At 75.5% G+C, this 21,739-nt stretch carries 27 protein-coding genes; 7 read left to right on the top strand and 20 right to left on the bottom strand.

What is annotated here, in order from left to right; translation table 11 throughout:
• Nucleotides 1-13: 13 nt before the first annotated feature.
• The gene (locus tag ACYX4T_RS02275; RefSeq protein ID WP_476012958.1) at nucleotides 14-2,611 is read left to right on the top strand and encodes a winged helix-turn-helix domain-containing protein; all 2,598 of its coding nucleotides are present in this window, start codon (nucleotides 14-16) and stop codon (nucleotides 2,609-2,611) included.
• A gap of 104 nt (nucleotides 2,612-2,715) precedes the next feature.
• Nucleotides 2,716-2,931 carry a hypothetical protein gene (locus tag ACYX4T_RS02270; RefSeq protein WP_476012957.1) on the top strand — a complete coding sequence of 72 codons (216 nt, stop codon included), beginning with the start codon at nucleotides 2,716-2,718 and terminating at the stop codon, nucleotides 2,929-2,931.
• Nucleotides 2,932-2,964: 33 nt separating this feature from the next.
• Here ACYX4T_RS02270 and ACYX4T_RS02265 read toward each other — a convergent pair whose 3' ends face one another.
• Genes ACYX4T_RS02265 through ACYX4T_RS02255 form a run of 3 tightly spaced genes read right to left on the bottom strand, consistent with a single transcriptional unit; the run spans nucleotide 2,965 to nucleotide 4,982 of the window.
• Nucleotides 2,965-3,477 carry a DUF1269 domain-containing protein gene (locus tag ACYX4T_RS02265; protein ID WP_476012956.1) on the bottom strand — a complete coding sequence of 171 codons (513 nt, stop codon included), beginning with the start codon at nucleotides 3,475-3,477 and terminating at the stop codon, nucleotides 2,965-2,967.
• Nucleotides 3,478-3,480: 3 nt separating this feature from the next.
• Entirely contained in the window at nucleotides 3,481-4,449 is a 969-nt protein-coding gene (locus ACYX4T_RS02260) for a YhjD/YihY/BrkB family envelope integrity protein (RefSeq protein ID WP_476012955.1), read from the bottom strand.
• An 11-nt stretch (nucleotides 4,450-4,460) separates the two neighbouring features.
• Nucleotides 4,461-4,982, bottom strand: coding sequence for a hypothetical protein (locus ACYX4T_RS02255; protein WP_476012954.1), 522 nt, complete (start codon nucleotides 4,980-4,982; stop codon nucleotides 4,461-4,463).
• A 139-nt stretch (nucleotides 4,983-5,121) separates the two neighbouring features.
• Between ACYX4T_RS02255 and ACYX4T_RS02250 the strand changes: the two genes are divergently transcribed.
• The 3 genes from ACYX4T_RS02250 to ACYX4T_RS02240 are packed head-to-tail and all read left to right on the top strand — an operon-like array spanning nucleotide 5,122 to nucleotide 7,377.
• The gene (locus tag ACYX4T_RS02250) at nucleotides 5,122-6,360 is read left to right on the top strand and encodes an AI-2E family transporter (RefSeq protein WP_476012953.1); all 1,239 of its coding nucleotides are present in this window, start codon (nucleotides 5,122-5,124) and stop codon (nucleotides 6,358-6,360) included.
• Nucleotides 6,361-6,388: 28 nt separating this feature from the next.
• Nucleotides 6,389-6,826, top strand: a complete 438-nt coding sequence (locus ACYX4T_RS02245) for a DUF5709 domain-containing protein (RefSeq protein ID WP_476012952.1) — start codon at nucleotides 6,389-6,391, stop codon at nucleotides 6,824-6,826.
• An 11-nt stretch (nucleotides 6,827-6,837) separates the two neighbouring features.
• The gene (locus ACYX4T_RS02240) at nucleotides 6,838-7,377 is read left to right on the top strand and encodes an ion channel (protein WP_476012951.1); all 540 of its coding nucleotides are present in this window, start codon (nucleotides 6,838-6,840) and stop codon (nucleotides 7,375-7,377) included.
• Nucleotides 7,378-7,392: 15 nt separating this feature from the next.
• Here ACYX4T_RS02240 and ACYX4T_RS02235 read toward each other — a convergent pair whose 3' ends face one another.
• Together ACYX4T_RS02235 and ACYX4T_RS02230 are read right to left on the bottom strand one after the other, a co-directional pair.
• Nucleotides 7,393-8,022 (bottom strand): polysaccharide deacetylase family protein, encoded by a 630-nt coding sequence (locus tag ACYX4T_RS02235; RefSeq protein WP_476012950.1) that lies wholly within the window; start codon nucleotides 8,020-8,022, stop codon nucleotides 7,393-7,395.
• Nucleotides 8,023-8,050: 28 nt separating this feature from the next.
• The gene (locus ACYX4T_RS02230; protein ID WP_476012949.1) at nucleotides 8,051-8,293 is read right to left on the bottom strand and encodes a DUF6158 family protein; all 243 of its coding nucleotides are present in this window, start codon (nucleotides 8,291-8,293) and stop codon (nucleotides 8,051-8,053) included.
• Between the two features lie 71 nt (nucleotides 8,294-8,364).
• Here ACYX4T_RS02230 and ACYX4T_RS02225 point away from each other — a divergent pair, with 71 nt between their 5' ends.
• Nucleotides 8,365-8,709, top strand: coding sequence for an MmcQ/YjbR family DNA-binding protein (locus tag ACYX4T_RS02225; protein ID WP_476012948.1), 345 nt, complete (start codon nucleotides 8,365-8,367; stop codon nucleotides 8,707-8,709).
• 4 nt (nucleotides 8,710-8,713) lie between these two features.
• Here ACYX4T_RS02225 and ACYX4T_RS02220 read toward each other — a convergent pair whose 3' ends face one another.
• The 9 genes from ACYX4T_RS02220 to ACYX4T_RS02180 all read right to left on the bottom strand — a co-directional run bounded on the left by ACYX4T_RS02220 (nucleotide 8,714) and on the right by ACYX4T_RS02180 (nucleotide 14,578).
• Nucleotides 8,714-9,526, bottom strand: coding sequence for an enoyl-CoA hydratase/isomerase family protein (locus tag ACYX4T_RS02220; protein WP_476012947.1), 813 nt, complete (start codon nucleotides 9,524-9,526; stop codon nucleotides 8,714-8,716).
• Between the two features lie 15 nt (nucleotides 9,527-9,541).
• Entirely contained in the window at nucleotides 9,542-10,120 is a 579-nt protein-coding gene (locus ACYX4T_RS02215; protein WP_476012946.1) for a TIGR03086 family metal-binding protein, read from the bottom strand.
• 82 nt (nucleotides 10,121-10,202) lie between these two features.
• Nucleotides 10,203-11,216: an anti-sigma factor RsbA family regulatory protein gene (locus tag ACYX4T_RS02210; protein WP_476012945.1), complete on the bottom strand. Its 1,014-nt coding sequence runs from the start codon at nucleotides 11,214-11,216 to the stop codon at nucleotides 10,203-10,205.
• A gap of 174 nt (nucleotides 11,217-11,390) precedes the next feature.
• On the bottom strand, nucleotides 11,391-11,594 hold the full coding sequence (locus tag ACYX4T_RS02205) for a DUF4236 domain-containing protein (protein ID WP_476012944.1): 204 nt from the start codon (nucleotides 11,592-11,594) through the stop codon (nucleotides 11,391-11,393).
• An 83-nt stretch (nucleotides 11,595-11,677) separates the two neighbouring features.
• A complete protein-coding gene (locus ACYX4T_RS02200) occupies nucleotides 11,678-12,877 on the bottom strand; it encodes an MFS transporter (RefSeq protein ID WP_476012943.1) in 1,200 nt (399 codons plus the stop codon).
• A 147-nt stretch (nucleotides 12,878-13,024) separates the two neighbouring features.
• Complete coding sequence (locus tag ACYX4T_RS02195; RefSeq protein ID WP_476012942.1) at nucleotides 13,025-13,228, bottom strand: cold-shock protein; 204 nt, start codon at nucleotides 13,226-13,228, stop codon at nucleotides 13,025-13,027.
• Between the two features lie 180 nt (nucleotides 13,229-13,408).
• Nucleotides 13,409-14,011, bottom strand: coding sequence for a nitrile hydratase subunit alpha (locus ACYX4T_RS02190; protein WP_476012941.1), 603 nt, complete (start codon nucleotides 14,009-14,011; stop codon nucleotides 13,409-13,411).
• Nucleotides 14,008-14,301, bottom strand: coding sequence for an SH3-like domain-containing protein (locus ACYX4T_RS02185; RefSeq protein ID WP_476012940.1), 294 nt, complete (start codon nucleotides 14,299-14,301; stop codon nucleotides 14,008-14,010). The genes ACYX4T_RS02190 and ACYX4T_RS02185 overlap by 4 nt, the downstream gene beginning before the upstream one ends.
• Nucleotides 14,294-14,578 (bottom strand): hypothetical protein, encoded by a 285-nt coding sequence (locus tag ACYX4T_RS02180; protein WP_476012939.1) that lies wholly within the window; start codon nucleotides 14,576-14,578, stop codon nucleotides 14,294-14,296. The genes ACYX4T_RS02185 and ACYX4T_RS02180 overlap by 8 nt, the downstream gene beginning before the upstream one ends.
• Nucleotides 14,579-14,799: 221 nt before the next feature.
• Between ACYX4T_RS02180 and ACYX4T_RS02175 the strand changes: the two genes are divergently transcribed.
• The gene (locus ACYX4T_RS02175) at nucleotides 14,800-16,371 is read left to right on the top strand and encodes a long-chain-fatty-acid--CoA ligase (protein WP_476012938.1); all 1,572 of its coding nucleotides are present in this window, start codon (nucleotides 14,800-14,802) and stop codon (nucleotides 16,369-16,371) included.
• A 4-nt stretch (nucleotides 16,372-16,375) separates the two neighbouring features.
• On the opposite strand, the gene ACYX4T_RS02170 is transcribed toward ACYX4T_RS02175, so the two are convergent.
• The 6 genes from ACYX4T_RS02170 to ACYX4T_RS02145 form a co-directional block, all read right to left on the bottom strand.
• Nucleotides 16,376-17,077, bottom strand: coding sequence for a GAF and ANTAR domain-containing protein (locus tag ACYX4T_RS02170; RefSeq protein ID WP_476012937.1), 702 nt, complete (start codon nucleotides 17,075-17,077; stop codon nucleotides 16,376-16,378).
• A gap of 96 nt (nucleotides 17,078-17,173) precedes the next feature.
• Nucleotides 17,174-17,407, bottom strand: a complete 234-nt coding sequence (locus ACYX4T_RS02165) for a hypothetical protein (RefSeq protein WP_476012936.1) — start codon at nucleotides 17,405-17,407, stop codon at nucleotides 17,174-17,176.
• A 31-nt stretch (nucleotides 17,408-17,438) separates the two neighbouring features.
• Nucleotides 17,439-17,984: a YbhB/YbcL family Raf kinase inhibitor-like protein gene (locus tag ACYX4T_RS02160; RefSeq protein WP_476012935.1), complete on the bottom strand. Its 546-nt coding sequence runs from the start codon at nucleotides 17,982-17,984 to the stop codon at nucleotides 17,439-17,441.
• Nucleotides 17,985-17,995: 11 nt separating this feature from the next.
• Complete coding sequence (locus tag ACYX4T_RS02155; protein ID WP_476012934.1) at nucleotides 17,996-19,564, bottom strand: GMC family oxidoreductase; 1,569 nt, start codon at nucleotides 19,562-19,564, stop codon at nucleotides 17,996-17,998.
• Complete coding sequence (locus tag ACYX4T_RS02150; protein ID WP_476012933.1) at nucleotides 19,561-20,001, bottom strand: hypothetical protein; 441 nt, start codon at nucleotides 19,999-20,001, stop codon at nucleotides 19,561-19,563. The genes ACYX4T_RS02155 and ACYX4T_RS02150 overlap by 4 nt, the downstream gene beginning before the upstream one ends.
• A gap of 114 nt (nucleotides 20,002-20,115) precedes the next feature.
• Entirely contained in the window at nucleotides 20,116-21,600 is a 1,485-nt protein-coding gene (locus ACYX4T_RS02145) for an AAA-type ATPase lid domain-containing protein (protein ID WP_476012932.1), read from the bottom strand.
• Nucleotides 21,601-21,739: the final 139 nt, after the last annotated feature.

Raw genomic sequence — 21,739 nt, 5'->3', positions numbered from 1 at the left:
GAGGTCGCCCGAGATGGTCCGCATCCCCGCGAGCAGGACGGCGGTGCCGGCACTGCCCGCCTGGCACGTGGCGCGCCCCGCGCTGTGGCGCCACCTGGAGGCCGCCGCGCCCGGAACGCTCGTCGCGGTCATCGCGCCGGCGGGGTCGGGCAAGACCGTCGTGCTCGCCGAGTGGGCCCGCCACGGCCACGGCCCGACCGCCTGGGTGGGCCTCGACCGGGACGACGCCGACCCCGACCGCTTCTGGTCGGCGGTGCACGCGGGCGTGCTCGCGAGCGGTGCCGTCCCCGCGTCCAGCCCGCTGCACCACCTCGGCGGGGACGCCGAGACCCTCGCCGACGGGCTGCTCGAGGGCCTCGCGGTCCTGTCCGGCCCACTGCGCCTCGTGCTCGACGACGTCCACGTGCTCGCCGACCGGCAGGCCGGCGTCCGCGCCCTGGCCCGCCTGGTGCGCCACCGCCCGGCCGGGCTGCGCCTGGTCCTCGCGGCCCGCTCCGACCCCGCCGTCGGGCTGCCCCGGCTCCGCCTCGAGGACGGTCTGCGGGAGCTGCGCGCCGGCGGCCTGCGATTCTCCGTGGGCGACACCGGTGTGCTCGCCGCGGCCAGCGGCGTGGACCTCGGCAGCGAGGACGTCGTCACCCTCCACCGGCGCACCGACGGGTGGGCCGCGGGGCTGCGGCTCGCGGTGCTCGCGCTGCGCCGCGAGGGCGGTGCGGCGGGTCTCACGCGGTTCTCCGGCGACGAGCGCACGGTCGCCGACTACCTGGGCGGGGAGATCCTCGCCGGCCTCGACCCGGACGACCGTGCGCTGCTCGACGACCTCAGCGTCTGCCGCCGCCTGCCCGACGCCCTCGCGGTGACGCTCTCCGGGCACGCCGACGTCGCGCGCCGGCTGGAGGAGCTGGTGCAAGGGCTGGGGATGGTCGAGCGTGCCGGCGCGGGCGAGCACCGCATCCACGCCCTGCTGCGCGCGCACCTCGCCGCCGACCTCGCCCGGCGACGCCCCGGACGTCACCGCCGGCAGCACGCCACGGCCGCGCGGTGGTGGGCGGAGCACGCCGAGCACGCCGACCGCGGCGCCGCCGGTCATGCGCTCCACCACGCCGAGCGGGCCGAGGACCCGGCCCTGACCGCCGAGCTCCTCGGCCGCCTCGCCGTGCCGCTCCTGCTGCGCGGGGAGCGCTCCGTCCTGCGCCGCGCGTTGCGGACGGCCGGCGACGCCGCGCTGCGCTCCGACCCGCGCGTGGCGCTGGTCGCGGCGCTCGCCCACCTCGAGGCGCGCGAGCCGGCGGCCGCGGCGGCGCGGCTGCGGCTCGCCCGGCAGGCCTGGCCCGCCGCGCCCGGTCGCGACCTCGCGGCCCTGCGCGCGGCGTGCGAGCTGCTCACCGGTGGCCGGACCACGGTCCCCCCGGACGTGGTCGCCGACGACCCGGGCGTCGCCGGCCTCCTGCACCTCGCCCGCGGGACCGCGCTGCTGACCGCCCCGTGCGACGCGGCCACCGCCGCCACCGCTCGCGGCGAGCTCCACCGCGCCCTGGCGACCGCGCACGCCGAGGCCCTCCCCCACCTCGAGCAGGCCGCCCTCGCCGAGCTCGCCCTGGCCGCGCTGGCCGACGGCGACGCCGCCGGGGTGGCCGGGGCCGGGGAGGCCGCGGTAGACACCGCGAGTACCCCGGAGCACCGGCCCCGCCTGGCCCGCACGGTCGCGCTGCTCGCCTGGTCCGACCTGCTGCGCGGCGAGCCCGCCCGCGCCGCGGACCGGTGCGCGCGCCTCCTCGACGACGCCGATGTCGCAGACGGCCCCGACCCGCTCGCCCCGGCCGACCGGTACGCGGTGCGCGCGGTACACGGCAGCGCGGTCGGCGACCTGGGCTGCCGGGGTGAGGGGCTCGCGGCGGCGCGCGCGGCCCGGGCCGACCTGGGCGCCGCGCCGCTCCCCGCCGCGCTCGCCGAGGCCCTGGCGCTGCTCGAGCACCGCGCGGCGCTGCGGCTGGGCAACCTGCGCGCCGCGGGCGAGGTCGCCGCGTGGCTCGTGGAGCGGGTCGGCCCGGGGACGGACACCGACGTCCTGGTGCGGGCGTGGACCGAGGCGGCGACGGGTCGCTGGGAGGCCGCGAGGGCCGCGGTCGCCCCGCTGCGCCGGTCGCCGGCGACCGTGCTCGTCGAGGCCCGTCTCGTCGAGGCCGAGGCCGCCCTGCGGGCCGGCGACACCGCCGCCGCCCGGGGCACGCTGGACGCCGCCCTCGCTCTCGCTCGAACCCGCGACCTCGTGCGCCCCTTCGCCCTCGCCAGGCCACTCGTCCGGGCCCTGCTCCTGGAGCAACCCACCGCGCAGACCACGCAGGCCACGCCCGCCGCCCGTGGCCACGCCCGCCGGCTCGCCGCCGCCTGCGCCGCGGTCACCGACGAGCCCGCCCTGCCGCTGTCGGAGCGGGAGCTCGTCGTCCTCGCGCTGCTGCCCTCGCTGCTCGACGCGCCGACGATGGCCGAGGAGCTCGTCGTCTCCGTGAACACCGTCAAGACCCAGATCCGCTCGATCTACGCGAAGCTCGGGGTGTCGACCCGGCGGGCCGCGGTGGACCGGGCGCGGGAGCGCGGCCTGCTCGTTTGACTCCCGTTCACCTGCCCGGGATGAGGCGGCCAGACGTCCGTGCGACGAGCATCGGTGTCGGCGGTGGTCGACCGGGGCGCCGCCGGAAGAGCGAGGAGACGGCCGTGTCGGGACGCTTCGAGATCCGGGTCAGCGGACGGCTGTCGGACCGCGCGCGGGCCGCCTTCGCGGACATGGCCGTCAACGAGGTGCCCGCCGAGACCGTCCTGTCGGGCGTCTCGCGGGACGCCGACGAGGTGCACGTCATCCTCGACCGGATCCAGGAGCTCGGGCTCGAGCTGGTCTCGTTGCGGCAGGTCCGGGAGCCGGGCGACGCGTGACGGGTCGCCCGGCCCACCGGCCCACGCCCGTGCTCAGGCCTTGAGCGGCTCCTGCTCATCGACGTCGGAGAACACCTCGCGCAGCTGCGCCTCCTGGTCGCCCGAGAGGTTGGTGTGCAGCAGCTCGGCGTGGCTGCCCCGGAACGCGTCGGCGACCTTGTCGGTCACCGCGTTCTGGGTCAGCGCGAACAGCGCCGAGGTCCCCGGGGTGACCTTCGAGCGCACCTCGTCGATGAACTCGTCGTCGATCCCCACGTCGGACAGCGAGCCCGCCAGCGCACCGGTCGCCGCGCCGATGGCCATGCCCAGCAGCGGGACGAAGAAGATCAGCCCGAACAGCAGGCCCCAGAAGCTGCCGCCGAGGGCGCCGCCGCCCGCGAGGTTGTGCAGCTGCCGGGTCTTCGGCCGCTTCCGGTCGGCGGGCCACGTGACCACGGCCGCGTCCAGGACCTGGATCAGCTCCTGCTTCTGCAGGTCTTCGAGCGTCGCGAGGGCCTGGTCGGCGCCCTCCGGGGTCGGGAACTTCCATGCCGTCAGGGTCGCCATCGGTCATCCTCCTCGGTGCCACGGACCGCCCTCCGGCACCGAGATGATCGGCGCACCCGGCGCGGAGGGCTCGTCCCGACCTTCGCCGAGGCCCCCGTCGGCGACCTCATCCGCTGGGGGTGACCCCGCGGAGGAACGGGCCGGACGGCGCACCGCGACGAAGTGGCCCACGAGCGCGCCGCCCAGCATCACCACCCCGAACGCCACGAACCACGACAGGATGACGAAGACGATCCCGAGCGGCCCGTACTGGCGGTAGTGCACCGTGATCGCCGGCGACAGCACGAGGCCAGCGGCGAGCCGGAGCCCCACGAGCCCGAGTCCGATGAGGACCGCGCCCGGCAGCAGGCGCGACCACGGCACGCGCCCGGCGAGCAGGAGGTACTGGGTCCACCACGCCCAGATCACCGTGAGGGGCGTCCCGAGGGCGAGGACCGCGACGAGCCACGCAGCGCCGTCGAGGACGGGCCCGACGAACGCCGCGGCCGCGGCCAGCGCCAGGAAGGTCAGCAGCCACACGAGGGGGCGCCAGAGCTCACGGACGCTCCCGTGCGGCAGGTCCCAGACGAGCTCGTACCCGCGCTGGAGCGCGAGCGGCCAGCGCACGGTGAGGATCACGGTGAGGACCAGCCCGATGCCGGTGGTGGCCCCGGAGACCGTGGTGGTGGTGGGGAAGAGCTGCTGCAGGTCGTGGGCGGCCTCCGGGGTGAGGCCGAGCCGGCGGACGAACCCGGCCACGGCGCCGTCGCTGCGCCCGAGCGGCACGACCGCGGCGAGGGTGACCAGCGCCGGGACCACGAGCGTGAAGGCCAGGGCAGCCAGGATCAGCGCCTGCTTGGTGAGCTGCACGTCGACGATCCGCCGCGTCAGCAGCCCGGCCGACGACGCCTCGTAGCGCGTGCGTGTGTCCCGCAGCCGGTCGCGCCAGGCGGGCGGCGCGGAGTCGTCGTCGGGTCGGTCGGCGGAGGTCATCGGGCGCCCGATCAGTGCAGCGCGGCCTTGAGCAGCACGATCCCGGACCCGACGACCAGCGAGGCGGCAGCCCAGGCGAGCTGGACCACGGGGCGGCGCCGGGCCGCGCGCCCGCCGAGCACGCTCAGCACCGTGAGCGCGGCCACCCCCACCCACAGCGTGACGTCGATCCGCACGCCGACCTCGAGGCCGGTCAGCGTCAGCACTCCCAGCAGCAGGCCCGCGACGACGCCGGGCACCGCGGTGCCGACGCTCTCCTCGGCCACGTGGCGCAGGGTGCGCCGGCCCGAGCGCGGCGGCCCGGTGAGCGTGCGGGCGAGAAGTCCCGCGTACGTCTCGCACAGGAAGATCGCGACGCCCGTGCCGGCGACCGTCACGGCCGCCACCCCCGGCACCGGGTCGTAGTCCCCCAGGTAGGCGAGCACCGACATCGCCAGCAGCGTGCCGTACACCGAGGCGCGCAACCGGTCGTGCCGCAGCACCGCGGGCAGACGGGGCGCCGTCGCGGACGGGAGCTCCGGAGAGGTGGTCACACGGTCTCCTCCGGGGTGGGCGGGACGGGCGGCCACCCGGTGGGAAGGCGCGACCCGGGACGCTACGCACCGCACGGGGCGCGGTGCTCACCCCGCGCGGGTGAGCCACGTCGCGGCCGGCGTCCCTACCGTCGTCGGCATGTCGACCTCCATCGAGGCGCCCGACGCCACGGCGCGCGCCGGGATGCCCCGCGCGCTGATGCTGCTGGTCGGAGCGGCCGCCATCGTGATCACCGTCGCCGGCCTCCAGATCGGGGCCTGGCTGATCGCTCCCATCCTGCTGGCGCTGGTCGTGGTCATCGCGGTCAGCCCGATCCAGGGGTGGATGCGCCGGCGGGGTCTGCCCGGCTGGTCGAGCGTGCTCGCCCTCTTCCTGGTCATCTTCGGGGTCATCATCGGGCTGGTGTGGGTGCTGCTGGCGTCGGTCGGGCAGCTCGTCGCGCTGGTGCCGCAGTACTCCGACCGCATCACCCAGATCACGGGGTCGCTCTCGGCGACGCTCACCCGGCTCGGTTTCGACCCGGCGCAGGCCCGGGCGACCGCGGCGTCGGCCGACACCAGCCAGATCCTGGGCGCGATCGGCGGCGTGCTGTCCGGCCTGAGCGGAGCCCTGACCAGCATCGTGTTCATCCTCGCGCTGCTGCTGTTCCTCATCGCGGAGGCGGGGGGCGCCAGCCGGCGCCTGGAGGCGATCGGCGCGGACCGGCCGCACATGGTCTCGGCCCTGCAGGGCTTCGCCGGCGGCACGCGGCGCTACCTCGTCGTCACCGCGGTCTTCGGGCTCATCGTCGCGGTCCTCGACTCGATCGCGCTCGCGATCATGGGCATCCCGCTGGTGGTGCTGTGGGGGCTGCTGTCGTTCATCACGAACTTCATCCCGAACATCGGCTTCATCATCGGCCTCGTCCCGCCGGCGTTCGTCGCGCTGCTCGTCGGCGGCTGGCAGCTTGGGCTCACCGTGGTGGTCGTCTACATCGTCCTCAACGCGGTGGTGCAGTCGCTCATCCAGCCCTACTTCACCGGCGACGCCGTCGGGCTCTCCACGACCATCACGTTCGTGGCGCTGCTGTTCTGGGCCTGGGTCCTCGGCCCGCTCGGGGCCCTGCTGGCGATCCCGGCCACGCTGCTGATCAAGGCGGTGCTCGTCGACTGCGACCCGAGCGCGCGCTGGGTCGAGGCGCTCATCGGTGCGAACAGCCCGCCGGACAAGGGGGGCAAGCGGGGCAGGCACGCGGAGGAGACCGGCACCGACGACCGTCCACCCACCGACGGGGACCAGCCCGACACGGCCGGTGACAGAACCGGTGACGAAGCCGGTGACGAGGCGGGCGACGTCCCGGCGACACCGGCGCCGCCCCGCGCCACACCGGTGACGTGAGGCCGGGCCGGACCGGCACACTGAGGCCGTGACCGATCCCGACAGGACGACCGGCGACGACCGCGACCAGGGCGACGAGCTCGCCTTCGAGCAGCTCGACGAGGCCGAGTCCCTCGACGACCCGGACCTCGCCGACCCCCTCGACGAGGGCGTCTCGCCGAACGAGCAGCCCTGGGGCACCGACGCCTGGGGCACCACGCCCGAGGAGGAGCGCGAGGGCCAGCCGCTGGCCGCGCGCCTGCGCCGCGAGGACCCCGAGCGCACCGACCGCGACGCGGGTGACGACATCGGCGATGCGAGCGACACCGACGGCGAGCCGTGGGACGACGAGGTCGGCGAGGGCCGCTCCGGGCGGTTGGTCCTGCGCGAGGACGGCGAGGACTTCTTCGCCGACGACGTCGGCGTCGACGGGGCCGGGGCGAGCGCCGAGGAGGCGGCGGTCCACCTGGTCGACGACGACCGCTGACGCGGCGCGCCGTGACGACAGGACCGGCGACCGCCGCCACGACGTCGCCGTCGGGGCGCGAGGTCGCGCTCGCCGTCACCCGGTCGGTGCTGACGGTGGTGCTGCTCGTGCTCGTCTACCTCGCGCTGCCGCTGCGGACCGCCGACGGCGACGGCGCGTGGCTGCTGTTCGTCGTGGGGCTCCCGGCGCTCGCGGCCGTGATCGCCTGGCAGCTGCGCGCGATCGTCGAGGCGCGCCGCCCCGCCCTGCGCGCGCTCGAGGCGTTCGCGACGGCGATCCCGCTGTACCTGCTGCTGTTCGCGGCGACCTACGTGCTGCTCTCCGCGGCCCACCCCGGCACCTTCACCGTGCCGCTGACCCGCGTCGACGCGCTGTACTTCACGGTGACGGTGTTCGCCACCGTCGGCTTCGGCGACATCGCGGCGGTCAGCCAGACCGGCCGGGTGCTGGTCACGCTCCAGATGGTCGGCAACCTGCTGGTGCTCGGCCTCCTGGTCCGCACGTTCCTCGAGGCCGTCCGGCGCGGTCAGCGCCGGCGCCAGGGGCCCTGAGGGCGGCGGCCGGGCTCAGGCGAGCTGCGAGAGGGCCACCGCGGAGAGGCCCCGGCGGGCGGTGCGCCCGAGCAGCCCGTCGACGGTGCCGGCGACCCCGACCCGCTGCGGGCCCTCGTGCAGGACGACGACCCGGCCGCGGCGCGCGACCAGGTCGAGCCACCGCGGGGTGGTGGCCGTCCCGGCCCCGGCGCCGCTGATCGCGACCGCGGTGCCCAGCACGCAGCGCAGGCCCTCCTCCTCGGCGATCGCGACGTGGCGCCGCGTCGGCCACCCGGAGCCGGGCCGGAACCAGCGCACCGGGCCGTGGGCCGCGAGCACCCGCTGGGTCGCGCGCAGGTCCTCCCGGAACGCCGCAGGCGCCCGGCGCCAGGTCGGCTCGTCGCGCCAGGTGTGGTTGCCGATCTCGTGTCCCCCGGCCGCGATCCGGGCCATGAGGTCGGGGTACGCGGTGGCCCGCTCGCCGAGCAGGAAGAACGTCGCGTGCGCCCCGTGCCGGGCCAGGACGTCGAGCAGCGCGGGCGTCGTGGCCGGGTGGGGGCCGTCGTCGACGGTCAGCACGAACCGCGGCTCCCGGGTCGGGACGGTGAAGACCACCCGGCCCCGCAGGACGGGGGCGATCGCGGCGACGAGAGGGGTGGGCACCGGACTCAGTCTGCCCTCCGTGGGCCCGTCAGGTGTCGTGGCGCGCGCCCTCCCGGGTGCGGGCGGGGTCGACCTCGCGCTGCGGGTGGCGCCGCAGGTACTCGCCCTCGAGCTCGCGGGTGCGGCGGTCGTGGGCCGCGAGGGCGTCGTCGCTGCCGTGGCGGAAGGTGACGTGCCGCGTGTCGTGGAGGTGCGCCAGCTCGGTGAGCAGGTGGTCCTCGTCGAGCTCGCGGGGGTCCCGTCCCGGCGCGCTGCCGTTGTCCGTGGTCATGGGCCGGGGCGTACCCGACCGGCCCCGCGCGCACCCTCGGGCCGACGGGGGCGGCTGCTAGCTTCGCCGCCATGGCCGACGTGCACGACGTCCGCCGGCTCGCGCTCGGTCTGGACGGCGTCGAGGAGCGCGACTGCGACGGCTTCGACTTCCGCGTGGGCGGCCGGGGCTTCGTCTGGTCCTACCCCGACCGCAGCGGCGGGCGCCGGGTCCTGCGCACCGACGTCGCCGTGCTCTTCGTCGGCGACGAGGCCGAGCGGCAGGCCCTGCTGCGCGGCGAGCCCGACCTGTTCTTCTCGACGCCCTCCTACGAGGGCCTGCCCCTCGTGCTGCTGCGCCTCGCGGCCGTCGACGTCGCGCGCCTGGGCGAGCTGGTCACCGACGCCTGGCGCATGCGGGTGGAGCAGGACCGCTGAGCACTCACTCGCCGGTGAACGTGGCCTTCCCGTGGCCCTGCTCGACGAACGAGGCCATCGCGCCGCGCAGGTCGGCGGTGGCGAACAGGGCCCCGGCGGCCTGCGGGGTCACCTCGTGCGCGGCCTCGAGCCCGCCCTCGGCGAGGTGGCGCAGGATCTCCTTCGTCGCCGCGTGCGCCCGGGTCGGGCCGGTGGCGAGCGCCGTGGCGAACGCCCGCGCGGCGTCGTCGAACCCGTCCTCGGGCATCAGCCGGTCGACGACGCCCCAGCCCTCGAGCTCCTCGGCGCCGAAGCGCCCCGCGGTCATGACGAGCAGCCGCGCCCGCCCCGCGCCGGCGCGCTCGGCGAGGCGCTGGGTGCCGCCCATCGCCGGGGTCAGCCCGACCGTGGCCTCGATCAGGCCGAACGACGCCCGCGGCGTGGCGACGATGAGGTCGCACGCCAGCGCCACCTCGAACGCCCAGGTCAGCGTCAGCCCGTGCGCGGCGAAGACCGTCGGGAACGGCAGGTGGTGGACCCGCCGCCCGAGGTCGACGAGCTCGGCGAAGTACGCGGTGCCGCCCGCGGCGTCCCCGGCCTGCGCCATGGGGTGGAAGACCTGCTTGACGTCGACGCCGCCGCTGACGACCTTGCCCTCCGCGCGCACCAGCGCCGCGCGCGGCCGGGCGCCCTCCAGCTCGGCGACGGCCGCGCGCAGCGCCTCGTGCAGCGCCTCGTCGTAGAGGTTGAGCGGCGGGTGGTCGATGGTCACCACGGCGAGGCCGGCGTCGTCCACGTCGACGGTCACGGGGGGCGGGGTCACGGGGGCCGGGGTCATGACCGTGAACCTGCCCTACACCGGCCGCCCGAGCAGCGCGAGCAGCACGTCGCGGGGCTCCGCGCTGCGCGGGGTCACCGGCGCGGCCCACAGCCCGGGCCCGGTGAGCATGATCGGGTCGCTCCGGACGTAGGCCAGGGCGCGGCCGACGCCGACCGGGTCGAGCTCCTCGCCCTGCCCGGCGCCGCGCGCGAGGTCCCACTCGTGGACGGTGAGGTCGAGCAGCATCTGCTCGGCGTACTCCTCGACCGGGAGCCACCCGAACGACGTGTGCACCCGGGGGGCGTGGGTGTCGGTCGCCGTCCACGCCGGCCGTGACCGGGCGACGGCGCGCTCCCACGCACCGCGCGGGTCGCCCTGGAGCAGGTCGCCCTCGTAGCGGTCGCCGACCACGTCCATCGTCGTGCCCGCCAGGACGTGCGGCGCCCAGAGGTGCTCGAGGCAGAGGTGCGCGACGAGGTCGGCCGCGCTCCAGTCGGTGCAGGGTGTCGGGGCGGCCCAGGTGCCGGGGTCCACGGCGCGGACCCGGGCGCTGAGCCGGTCCAGCGCGCCGGGGACCAGCGCGCGGGCGTCGGCGGAGTCGGTCACGGACACCGACCCTGCTCCTCGCCGCCCGCCCCGTCGAGGGCCGGCACCGGCGAGGGTCAGGGGCGTCGAGGGTCAGGGGCGTCGAGGGTCAGCGCGGCGTCGGCAGGTGCACGGTCAGGCGCACCGTCGTGCCGTCGCGGGGGTCGCTGTGGACCTGCACGAGGTCGCAGAGCTGGTGGGCCAACCGCAGGCCGTAGCCGCGGCCCTCGGCGGGGCCGCAGGGGTGGCGTCCCACCAGCGGGTCGGCGATCCAGCCGCTGTCCTGCACCTCGCAGACCACCGCGGCCGGCTCGGCCCCCTCCCAGCCGGGCGCGCCCGCCTGCCGCGTCCACAGCGCGAGGAGCCCGGGACGCCCGGTGTGCACGACGGTGTTCACCGCCACCTCGTGGGCGGCCAGCGCGAGGTCCGCCGCCCGGTCCTCGTCGAGGCCGGCCCGCAGGGCGTGCTCGGCGGCCGCCGTCCGCACCGCCCGCGGCCCGGTCGGCGCGCTGAACACCAGCGTCTCGCCGAGCTCGGTCGGCTCGACCAGCGGCCCGGCGACGCCCTGGGCGAACCCGGTGGGGTCGACGTAGCGCCCGCTCGCCGCGGTGTGCCCGTGCTCGACGAGCACGGGGTGGGTGCGCTCCGCGTCGGCGATGACGGCCGGGGCGAGCGCGGTGGTGTCGTACGGGCAGAGCACGGTCGCGGGGCGGTCCGCGAGCGCGACGTTGATGAGGGCCTCGTGCTGGACCGCGGCGGCATACTCCTGCGGGGTACGCCCGTCCCAGATCGGCTCGCCGATGATGCGCACCCGCCCCCGGGCGGCGTGCTCGTCGACGAACGCCCGCAGGACCCCGGCGATGATGCGGCCGGGGTTGCGACCGGCGAGCGTCATGTCGTGCAGGACGACCCGCGACGCGAGCGGGCCGAGGGCGTCGCGCACGAGGGCGAGGCGGCTCGGCGGCGCGGCCATCATCACCGGCTCGTCGCGCTCGAGCCCCTCGCGCAGGAACGGCACGGTCCCGGCGACGTAGGCCCCGTCGTCGGCGTAGAACAGCGCCGGGTGCACCAGCGTGCCGGCCCCGCCGTCGCGCGACGGGGCGTGATCGGGTCCGGGATCCACTGCGGCGGCTCCGGGTGTCGGTGTCCTGGCGACGCCATCATGCCTGGTCCGGAGGCTGATCACCGCCCTCACCCGCGGTGTCCTCACCGCCCGCGGGCGAGGTGCGCAACGTCGTGGTGCGCTCGCCCGGTGGCCTTCCCCCGGCTGCGCCGGCGCACTGCGCCGCCGACGCGGTCAGCGGCGCCCCTTGCTCTGCCAGTAGCCCGGCCCGGGGGTGTCGACGGTGTGGCGCCGGCTCTTCGCGTTCCACGACCAGCGCCCGGCGCCCAGGCCCCAGCTCACGCCGTCCGGGCCGGCGTGCAGGCGCAGCGGCCCGAAGCGGAACGTGCGACGCATGTGGTGTCGCGGATGAACGCGGGGCAGCAGACGGAATCCCATGGGGAGCCTCCTTCGTCGTCTCGACAACGGATGCCCCCGGCGTGCGGGTTCCCGAACGACGCCGTCCGGACGAACCGGGCGCGTCAGGTGGTGGCGGGGACCTCGGCGCGCGCCTGCGCCCGCCCCGCCGCGGCGGCCCGGTGGCGCAGCAGCATGCGCCGGCCGGCCAGCACCCCGAGCCCGGCCACGAGCATCGCGACCGCCGCGACCACCCAGGCCGTCGCGAACGACGCCCCCGTCGCGAGCAGGCCGAACCCGACCGGCCCGAGGCACCCGCCCGCGTACACCCCGACCTGCACGATCGCGGTCGCCGCGGCCGGCGCGGTCGGGTTGAGCCGCACCACGGCGAACTGGAGCAGTCCGGGCCACGACCAGCCGAGCCCGAAGCCCAGCACCGTGCCGACGACCAGCGCCGTCGAGCCGGGCAGCGCGAGCAGCAGGACGCCCGCGGCCCCGAGGACCAGGCACCCGGCGACCACCGCGACGTGGCCGCCCCCGCGCCGGTCGGCGAGCCACCCGTGCAGCATGCGCATGACCACCGCGACGACGCTGCCCAGCGTCAGCACGAGACCGGCGAGGCCGGGGGCGACGCCGCCGTCGACGGCCGAGGCGACCAGGAAGATGCTCAGTCCCGTGGAGCTCGCCGCGCCGAGCCCGGCCGCGACGCCGATGACCGCGAGCGCGCCGGTCGCGCGGTCGGCGGTCCGGTCGGCGGAGCGCTCCTCGGGCCCGGACCCGTGCGGCGCCACGGCCAGCGCCGCGAGCGCGAGGCCCGCGCCGATGACGTACGCCCAGCGCCAGCCGACCGTGAGCCCGACGGCCGGCACCGCGAGGCCGGCGAGGAGGGTCGCCAGCGGGACGCAGGCCTGCTTGACCCCGAACGACAGCCCGAGCCGCGCCGCGGGCATCGCCCGGGCGAGGGTGAGGTTGGTGCTGAGCTGGCCCATGACGTTGGTCCAGGCCCCGAGCAGCACGAGCGCGACGACGGCGGTGAAGCTGCGGGCGAACCACGCGGTGGCGAGCATCGCGACCGCGGCGCCCACCAGTCCGATCCGGCTGGTCCGCCGCGACCCGAGCCGCTCGACGAGCTTGCCGACCGGCAGCGACACCAGCGCCGACACCCCGAAGTAGGCGGACACCACGAGGCCCAGCGCGGCCGGGTCGAAGCCCAGCTCGGCGCCGATCTGCACCGACAGCGCGCCCAGCAGGAACACCGGCAGCACCGTGGCGGTGGTGATCGCGACGGCCCCGGCCCCGGTCCGCAGCGCCGACTGCTCGCTCATCGTGAGCAATGCTAACCGACGTCCGGGACGAACGAGACGGCCGGCGGGGGCTGTGGCCCCGCGGGTATGAGGCGCGGGACCACAGCCGGGAGGCCGAGCGGCGCCCCTGACAGCGCGCTCGGCCGGGTCACCCGGTCGAGGGTGGGATCAGAGCGCGCGGACCGAGTCGGCCTGCGGGCCCTTCTGGCCCTGGCTCCACTCGAAGCTGACCCGCTGGTTCTCCTCGAGGGACTTGAAGCCGCCGCCCTCGATGGCGGAGTAGTGGACGAAGACGTCCTTCGCGCCGTCATCGGGGGCGATGAAGCCGAACCCCTTCTCGGCGTTGAACCACTTGACCGTGCCTTCGGACATGCATCCTCTTTCGTTCGCGGCCGGGCGACCGGATGTCGCCGGCGGGTCATTGCCCGACGGCACGCACCGACGAGGGACCGACTGTGCGAGCGGAGTCGAAATCGACCGATCCACGGAGCTCGAGCACAGAGGACAAGAAGAAGGCAACTGGCGCGGACCCTAGCACCCGGTCGTGGCGGCTCAGACCGCCGCGGTCCCGATCAGCCCCTTGCGCGTGACGAGCCCGGCGAGCTCGGACTCGGTGAGGTCGTCGGTGCCCTCGGGCCGGCGGGGCAGCACGAGGTAGCGCGACTCGGCGCTCGCGTCCCACACCGTGATCTGGGTCGACGCCGGCAGGTCCAGGCCGAGCTCGCGCAGCACGCCACGCGGGTCGCGCACCACCCGCGAGCGGTACGCCTCGCTCTTGTACCAGCTCGGCGAGGGGCCGAGGAGCGCGATCGGGTAGCAGGAGCACAGCGTGCAGACGACGACGTGGTGCTCGTCGGCGTCGTTGGCGACGACGATCAGCTTCTGTTCCTGGAGCGCCCCGCCCATCGAGAACCCGAGCTCGCCGATCGCCGCGTTGCCGTCGGCGAGCAGCCGGGCGCGGAAGTCCGGGTCGACCCAGGCGCGGGCGACGATCGCGGCGCCGTTCGCCGGGGAGCCGCCGGCGGCGAAGGCGTCGAGGCGCTCGTCGATCTCGCCCGGCGCCAGCCAGCCGCGCTCCTCCAGCAGCGCCTCGAGGTGCCGCACCTGCGCGGCGAGCGGCGCGTCGTCGTGGGCGCTGCTGTGGGTGGTGCTCACCGGTTCCCCTCCTCGTCGGGTTCGAGGTAGTCCTCCCAGAGCTCGACGACCACCGCGTGCTCGCCCTCGCCGAACAGGTCGCGGGCGGCGAAGCGCACGTGGTGGACCGCTCGCGGTTCCGAGGGCAGGCCGCGGGCGCGCTCGTCGGCGAGCGGGTGGTGCCCGGCGGTCGAGACGATCACCCCGCGCGCGCCGCGGGCGTAGCGGGGCAGGCGGGTGTGGCCCGGCGGGTCGGGGATCCGGGTGCGCACCCGGTCGCCCGGGGCGAACCGGTCGGGGCGGTCAGGCACCGGCCAGCTCCCCCGGGGTCGCGAGCCCCTTCTCCGCGAGCAGCGTGGTGATCGCCCGCAGCCACTTCTCGTAGTACGAGGCGGCGAGGTACTGCTCGGGCGGGATGCGCTCGATCGCGTCGCGGAACTCGTCGAGGTTGTAGACGCCCCGGCGGATCATCGCCGCGTTGAGGGCGACGACGTGCGCCTCCCAGTCGGCGTGGAACGCGGGCTCGTCCGGCTCCTCGACGATCGGCGGGAACCCGACCATCCCGCCCACGTCGTTGATGCGGCTCACGAGAGCGTTCCTACCGCCCCGACACCGGACCCGGCCAGAGCACGGACCGGCCCGGTCCTCGGCGTCGACCCCGGCATCGATCACGATCTCGGTGACGGAGGACCGCACATCTGCGGTGGTTCGTCACCGAGATCGCGATCGACGAGCCCCGGGGCCTTGACGCCGGCTCCCGCCGGGACCTACCCCTGGACCGACAACCGCGGCGAGCACGGGGTGGGCGCATGACGACGGGGTCGATCACCGGCCGGGGCATGACCCTCAGCGACATCCTGGCCCGCTGGGCCCGCGGCACGCCCGACGCGGAGGTCCTCGTCGACGCCGGCACCGGGGTGCGGCGCACCTACGCGCAGTCCGACGACCGGATCACGCGCCTGGCGAACACCCTGACCGCCGAGGGGGTCGAGCCGGGCGACCGGGTCGCGGTCCTGGGCCTCAACAGCGCCGACCTGCTCGAGTCCTACCTCGCGGTCCTGCGCGCCGGGGCGATCTGCGTGCCGGTGAACTTCCGGCTCGTCGCCGCCGAGGTGGCCTACGCGCTGCGCGACTCGGGGGCCGTCGTCGCGATCGCGGACGTCGCCACCGCGGGCCTCCTGGGCGACGCCCGCGCCCACGCGCCCGACGTCCGCCGCACGATCACCATCGGCGACGACCTCGACGACGTCCTCGCCGCCGCCGACCCCACCTACCGCGAGCTCGCCGTCGGCGACGACGCGACCGCGTTCATCATGTACACCTCGGGGACCACCGGCGCCCCGAAGGGCGCGATGCTCAGCCACCGCAACCTCTACCTGCACGCCTTCTCGACGACGATGCACCTCGGCGGGCCGGGCGGTCCGGGCGTCTGGCTCTCGGGCACCCCGTTGTTCCACATCGCGGGCGTCGCGGGCTTCCTCCCGACGCTGTTCGCGGGCGGCACCACCGTGATCCCGCCCTCCACCGGCTTCGACCCCGACGCCGTGCTCGACGTCCTCGAGCGCGAACGGGTCACGGCGTGCTTCTTCGTCCCCGCGCAGTGGGCGGCGCTGTGCGAACGGGTCGCCGCGCAGGACCGCGACCTCTCGGCGCTGCGCAGGGCGTCGTGGGGCGCGGCGCCGGCCTCGACCGCCCTGCTCCGCACGATGATCGCGACCTTCCCCGGCGCCGACATCGTCACCTCGTTCGGCCAGACCGAGTGCAGCCCGGTCACCACGACGCTGCGCGGCGAGGACGCCGTGCGGAAGATCGGCTCGGTGGGCACACCGATGATCAACGTCGAGTGCCGGGTCGTGGACGACGAGATGCGCGACGTGACCCCGGGCGAGGTCGGCGAGATCGTCTACCGCGGGCCGCTGGTGATGTCGGGCTACTGGAACAAGCCCGAGCAGACCGCCGAGGCGTTCCGCGGCGGCTGGTTCCACTCGGGCGACCTCGTCCGCCAGGACCCCGACGGCTACTACTACGTCGTCGACCGCAAGAAGGACATGATCATCTCGGGCGGTGAGAACATCTACTGCGCCGAGGTCGAGAACGTCCTCGCCGGCCACCCGCAGGTCGCCGACGTCGCCCTCATCGGCGTCGCCGACGAGAAGTGGGGCGAGACCCCGCTCGCGGTGATCGTGCCGTGCGAGCCCGACGACCCGCCCACCCCGGAGTCGGTCGACGAGCACTGCCGCGCGCAGCTGGCCCGCTACAAGCGGCCCCGCCGGATCGCGGTGGTCGACGCCCTGCCGCGCAACGCCACCGGCAAGGTCCAGAAGACGGTGCTGCGCGAGCAGGAGCTGGCGGGCTCGCTGGCCTCGCAGGCGGTGTCCTGACGGGTCAGTCGGGCGTCGGTGTCGACTCGGCGACCAGCCAGCGGGCGACGTCGACGAGCTTGATGTTCGTCTCCTGCGAGCTGCGTACGAGGCGCTGGAACGCCTCGTCGTCGCGCAGGCCGAAGCGCTCCATGAGGATGCCCTTGGCGGTGCCGATGACGTCGCGGGAGGTCACGGCCCTGTCGAGCTGGGCGGCCCGCTGGGCGCCGCGCAGCGCGAGGCCGGCCTGGTTCGCGAACAGCGCGCCGAGGACGCGGTCGTCCTCGTCGAAGGCGTGGGTGCGGCGGCTGAACAGGTTCAGCGACGCCGCCCGCTTGTTCTCGCTGTAGAGCTGGAACGACAGCGAGCTGTGGACGCCGTGGTCGAGGGCGCGGCGCACGAAGGTCGGCCAGCGCTCGGTGTGCTCGGAGAAGTCCTGGACGAGCACGATCTCCTCGTCGTAGATCGACTCCACGCACGGGCCCTCGCCGGTGTCGGCCTGCACCTGGTCGAGCTCGTTGACGACCTCGTCGGTGGTGGCCGGCGAGACGATCTTCCCCCGGCCCTCGAGCAGCAGCACGCCGGCGAGGTCGGTGGCCGGCGAGGTGTCGACGGCGGCGGCGAGGATCAGCGCGAGGGTGTCCTCGACGCTCCCCGCGGCGCCGAACCGCCGCCCCGAGGTCAGGAGGTCGCGCAGGCGCGCGTCGTCCTCGGCGAACACCGTCACCCGCCCTCTCGTCGGTCTCGGTGGGGCCTCCGGGAAGGCCCCCGCGAACCGACCGACCCTAACGCGCGGCGGGGCCCCACACCGACGGCGGCCCGGTCACGCACCGGCGCGCAGCCGCGCGAGCGCGATGAGGTCGTCGAGGTGCCGGTAGACGTTCGTCCGGCAGCACACGGCCTCGCCGCACGGGCGTCCGGCGAGGTGGCGCGACACCGCGACGCCGACGTCGTGGTCCACCACCCGCACCGCCGCGGGCAGGCGGCGGTGCGCAGCGGAGACCACGACGGCGGCGAGGCGGGCGTCGGGCAGCAGGCAGACCCGGGTGGTCAGCACCGCGCCGCCACCCCCTCGGGGTCGCCCATGCTCAGCGTTCGAACACGGCGGTGATCGTGGCGCGGGCCAGCGTGTGGCTGAAGAGGTTGAAGCCGAGGAAGGCCGGGGTGGCGGTCCGCGGGATCCCCAGCGTCGGCACGTCCACCGCGTGCACCACGAAGTAGTAGTGGTGGACGCCGTGGCCCTCGGGCGGCGCCGCCCCCAGGTACTGGCGGATGCCGGCGTCGTTCGGGAGCACGATCGCCCCCTGCGGCAGGCGCGAGCCGTCCGGGTCGCCCGCCCCCGCCACCAGCTCGGTGACGTCGGCCGGGACGTCCGCGACCGCCCAGTGCCAGAAGCCGCTGGCGGTGGGCGCGTCGGGGTCGTAGCAGGTGACCGCGAAGCTGCGGGTGGCGGTGGGGAACCCCTGCCAGCGCAGCTGCGGCGACCGGTCCTCCCCGCCGGGCACGCCCATGATCCCGCTGGTGTGCGGGGCGGCCAGGGGCGTGCCGTCGGCGACGTCGGTGCTGGTCAGCGTGAACGTCGGGACCTCGGGGAGGAACGTGTACGGGTCGGGCGGGGCGAGTGCTGTCGTCATCCGTGCCTCCGTCAGGCGAGGGTCTTCGTGAGCTCGGTGGCGATGTACTCCGCCTGTCGCGTGGCGAGCGCGACGATCGTGAGCGTCGGGTTCGCCGCGGCGCCGGTCGTGAAGACGCTGCCGTCGGCGATGAACAGGTTCGGCATGTCGTGGGCGCGCCCGTACCGGTCCACGACGCCGTCGCGGGGCCGCTGGCTCATGCGGCAGGTCCCGAGGTTGTGCGTCGACGGGTAGGGCGGCGTCTCGATCGTCTTCACGGCGCCGACGGCCTGGTAGACCGACGCGCCCTGGCGCTGCCCGTGGCGACGCATCGCGGTGTCGTTGGGGTGGTCGTCGAAGTGGACGTTGGCCACCGGGAGGCCGTGCTGGTCGACGGTGTCGCCCGAGAGCGTCACGCGGTTGTCGGCGCGTGGCATGTCCTCGCCGACGATCCACATGCCCGCGGTGTTGCGGTAGCCGTCGAGCAGCTCCGAGATGTGGCTGCCCCAGCGCCCGGGCGCGATGAACTTCGCCAGGAACGCGGGCCCCAGCGAGATCGTCTCCATGTAGTAGCCGCCGACGAAGCCGCGGTCGGTGTCGAGGCGGGACTCGTCGGCGATGACCCCGGCCATCGTCTCGCCGCGCCACATCCGCACCGGCTTGTCGAACTGCCCCCACACGGTGCCGGTGGTGTGCCGCATGTAGTTGCGCCCGACCTGGCCCGACGAGTTCGCCAGCCCGTCGGGGTGCTGCGCGGAGCCCGACAGCAGGAGCAGGCGGGCGGTCTCGATCGAGTTGCCGGCGACGACGACCACCGCGGCGCGCTGGCGGCGCAGGGTGCCGTTGCGGTCGACGTAGAGCACACCGGTCGCCTTGCCGGCGGCGTCGTGCTCGATCTGCGCGACGTGGCTCTCGGGGCGCAGGTCGAGGTTGCCGGTCTTCTCGGCCTTCGGCAGCTCGGCGACCAGCGTCGACCACTTCGAGCCGTGCTTGTCGCCCTGGAAGTTGAAGCCGTCCTGCAGCGTGGCCGGGCGGCCGTCGTAGGGCTCGGCGTTGGTCGCGTAGGGCCCGGTCGAGTAGTACCGGTAGCCGAGCTTCTCCGCGCCGTTCGCGAAGACCTTGTAGTTGTTGTTGGCCGGCAGCGGCGGACGCCCGTGGCGGTGCGTGACGCCCATCTTGATCTCGGCCTTGTCGTAGTAGGGCTCGAGCTCGGACAGGGCGATCGGCCAGTCCAGGAGGCTCGCGCCGTCGAGGTCGCCGTAGGTCGAGCGCGCGGTGAACTCGTGGGCCTTGAAGCGCGGGCACGCGCCGGCCCAGTGGGTGGTCGTGCCGCCGACGGCCTTGACCAGCCAGGCGGGGAGGTTCGGGAAGTCCTTCGCCACCTGCCAGCTGCCCGACGTGGTGCGCGTGTCGGACCAGGCCATCTGAGCGAAGGCCGGCCACTCGTCCTGGTGGTAGTCCGCGCCGGTCAGGTGCGGCCCGGCCTCCAGCACGACGGTCTTGAAACCGCGCTGGCAGAGCTCGCCTGCGACCGTGCCGCCACCGGCTCCGGAGCCGACCACCACCACGACGTCGGTGTCGTCGTACGCGAAGCGGGTCATGCCGGCACCTCTCCCTCGAACTCGATCTTCGGATCGGGCAGCCAGTCCAGGTCGTCGAAGCCGCGGTCGACGTAGCCGCCCTTGTCGTACGACGGGCCCTCGTAGCCCAGCAGCTCCCACACCTCGGGGTCGCTGTAGAGCGTCACCACCGCGCTGTCCACGATCGCGGTGAGGAACGGGGACCCGTCGGCCCCGCGCAGCACGGCGCCGGCCGTGTCCGCGTCGAGCTCGGCGAACGGGGCCTCCCGCTGCGCGTCGAGGTCGACGAGGCCCTGGATCAGCTGCGCGAGGAACCGCGGGTCCTTCCCGGCCTCGGCGATCACCGCGTCCGCGGCGCGCTCGTAGGGTCCTCGCGGGAACGTGCTGTGCGGGAACGCCGCGTACACCACGTTCACCAGCGTCTGGCGGTCCTGCGCCGTCAGCAGACTGCTTCCCACCGCACCTCTCCTCTCCCTGCTCCCTCTGCGTGGCCGTCCTGCGGGCACGGGCGATCGACCGGCGACCCCCGGTGGGGCGTCGGTGGTGTGGTGGTGGCGGTGTCGTCCGGGCGTCTACGTGGTCGCGGGGCCCTCGTCGGCGCCCGAGGGCAGTCGGATCGCATAGCGGGCGATCCGGCGGTAGATCGTGGAGCGGCTCATCCCGAGCCGGGCGGCGGCGCGGGCGGGGGTGGCGCCGGGCTCGGCGAGGGCGCGGACGATCTCGTCGCGCTCCAGTGTCTCCAGGCGGGTGAGCTGGTGGTGGGTGCCGGTGAAGACCTCGGGCGGGAGGTCCCGCTCGGTGACGACGTCGGCCCGCGCCGCCGCGTGCCGCACGACCTCGCGCAGCTGCGTGGCGTTGCCCGGCCAGTGGTAGGTGCAGAGGGCGTGCTCGGCCGCGGGCGTGAACCGCGCGCCGCGGCGGACGTCGCGGGCGAAGAAGGACGCGAGCGGCAGGACGTCGTCTCTGCGGTGGCGCAGCGCGGGGAGCTCGACCACCCGGCCGACCAGCGGGCGCAGGACGTCGGGCACCGCGGACGGGTCGGGCGCGGTGACGGCGAGCGGGGTGCCGGACCGGGCGGCAAGGGCGGCGAGGTCGTCGGCCGCCCATGCGGGCAGCTGGTCGGCGCGGCCGACGACGACGCCGGTGCCGGGCTTGCGCAGTTCCGGGGACCAGAGCTCCCACCAGGACGCGACGTGCTCGGGCTCCGGGGGCCGCACGTGGAGCACCCGGCGCCCGCGCCGGGCGCGGGCGTGGGCGGCGCCGAGGAGCGCGCCCTTCCCGACGCCCGCCTCCCCCACCACGGCGACGCCCTCGCCGGCGAGCAGGGCCGCGCCGACCTCGTCGGCCGCCGCCCGCCAGGCGGGACCGAGGTCGTCGGCGTACGGGGCGGCGTCCTCGTCGACCGCGGTGCGGACGGGCGCGACCCGGCCGCGGTTCACCGGCCGCGCGCCGCGCCCGTGCCCGCGGGCGAGCATGAGCGCCTCGGTGGTGCGGGCGGCCGTGCGTGCGAGGGCGAGCAGCAGGCGGTGGGACTGCTGGGACCAGGTCGTGAGGTTGACGCTGCCGACCAGCGCGCCGCTGACCGGGTCGGTGACGGGCGCCGCGGCGCACGTGTAGCCCCACAGTCGGGTGCAGTAGTGCTGGTCGGCGCGCACGAGAGTCGGCACGCGGTCGGCGAGGGCGAGGCCCAGCCCGGTGGTGCCGGTGGTGCGCTCCGAGTAGTCGAACCCGGGGGCGAGGGACACGGCGTCGAGGGCCTGGAGCAGGACCCGGTCGCTGCACACGCGGTTGAGCACGAGGCCGTCGGTGTCGGTGAGCATCAGGCTCACCGGCTCGTCGGCGAGCGTCCCCTGCAGCTCGGTGAGGACCTCGCGCCCGGCCTCGAAGAACGACGACTCGTCGTCGACCGCGCCCGCGTAGGCAGGCCGCACCGCGTCGAGCGCCACGCCGTAGCCCGCGCTGCGTCGCCACGACGCGACGAGCCGCCGCGGGAGCACCGACGGATCGCGGTCGCGCGCGAGCGCCAGCTGCTCGCGGTCGCACAAATCCGTCGTCATCTCGGCCTCTCCCCGGCGCGTCATCGCACCCCGGAACGCGCTCGACTGTGGCAGAGACAACAGCCGGGGGAAGGGCCGTCGAGTGTCAACCTGAGACGCCCGGCGGCGGCGACCGTCCTCCTCGACATGAGGTGAGGCT

Source organism: Actinomycetospora sp. ABD4_176, assembly GCF_056311855.1.
Note: the sequence above shows the minus strand (reverse complement) of the source record. Positions and strands in the feature narration are given on the sequence as shown.

Bases quoted from the DNA above. Each gene is read 5' to 3' on its own strand.
- ACYX4T_RS02275 (WP_476012958.1), top strand. From the start codon at position 14: ATGGTCCGCATCCCCGCGAGCAGGACGGCGGTGCCGGCACTGCCCGCC.
- ACYX4T_RS02265 (WP_476012956.1), bottom strand. From the start codon at position 3,477: ATGGCGACCCTGACGGCATGGAAGTTCCCGACCCCGGAGGGCGCCGAC.
- ACYX4T_RS02260 (WP_476012955.1), bottom strand. From the start codon at position 4,449: ATGACCTCCGCCGACCGACCCGACGACGACTCCGCGCCGCCCGCCTGG.
- ACYX4T_RS02250 (WP_476012953.1), top strand. From the start codon at position 5,122: ATGTCGACCTCCATCGAGGCGCCCGACGCCACGGCGCGCGCCGGGATG.
- ACYX4T_RS02230 (WP_476012949.1), bottom strand. From the start codon at position 8,293: ATGACCACGGACAACGGCAGCGCGCCGGGACGGGACCCCCGCGAGCTC.
- ACYX4T_RS02225 (WP_476012948.1), top strand. From the start codon at position 8,365: ATGGCCGACGTGCACGACGTCCGCCGGCTCGCGCTCGGTCTGGACGGC.
- ACYX4T_RS02220 (WP_476012947.1), bottom strand. From the start codon at position 9,526: ATGACCCCGGCCCCCGTGACCCCGCCCCCCGTGACCGTCGACGTGGAC.
- ACYX4T_RS02205 (WP_476012944.1), bottom strand. From the start codon at position 11,594: ATGGGATTCCGTCTGCTGCCCCGCGTTCATCCGCGACACCACATGCGT.
- ACYX4T_RS02200 (WP_476012943.1), bottom strand. From the start codon at position 12,877: ATGAGCGAGCAGTCGGCGCTGCGGACCGGGGCCGGGGCCGTCGCGATC.
- ACYX4T_RS02195 (WP_476012942.1), bottom strand. From the start codon at position 13,228: ATGTCCGAAGGCACGGTCAAGTGGTTCAACGCCGAGAAGGGGTTCGGC.
- ACYX4T_RS02175 (WP_476012938.1), top strand. From the start codon at position 14,800: ATGACGACGGGGTCGATCACCGGCCGGGGCATGACCCTCAGCGACATC.
- ACYX4T_RS02160 (WP_476012935.1), bottom strand. From the start codon at position 17,984: ATGACGACAGCACTCGCCCCGCCCGACCCGTACACGTTCCTCCCCGAG.
- ACYX4T_RS02155 (WP_476012934.1), bottom strand. From the start codon at position 19,564: ATGACCCGCTTCGCGTACGACGACACCGACGTCGTGGTGGTGGTCGGC.
- ACYX4T_RS02145 (WP_476012932.1), bottom strand. From the start codon at position 21,600: ATGACGACGGATTTGTGCGACCGCGAGCAGCTGGCGCTCGCGCGCGAC.